Here is a 233-nt window from a genome sequence, read left to right on the forward strand (position 1 = left end):
CAATAATACGTTGCAAATTCGTCTCATATAAAGGAATCTCATCTATTGTTATTTGAGATGGTGTTAACTTTGGAGCGAATTGCTGTAATGTGTTTAAAAGCCGCATCATTAAATTTTGTACTGTAATTGTTTCACCAAGTAATTCTGAGAGTGCGGCCATCGTACTCGGTACAATTTCAGGGTACGTGAAGCGTGATTCTTCGCCTTGAATTGCTACATTGTAGAAGTCGCGC

1 pseudogene is annotated in these 233 nt (G+C 38.6%); it reads right to left on the reverse strand.

Features of this window, described 5'->3' with window-relative positions:
- Positions 1-233, reverse strand: a pseudogene (locus tag JDS80_RS31140) (octanoyltransferase); the annotation flags it as partial.

Source organism: Bacillus cereus group sp. N8 (assembly GCF_016483685.1).
In the GTDB taxonomy this organism is placed as follows: Bacteria; Bacillota; Bacilli; order Bacillales; family Bacillaceae_G; genus Bacillus_A; species Bacillus_A proteolyticus.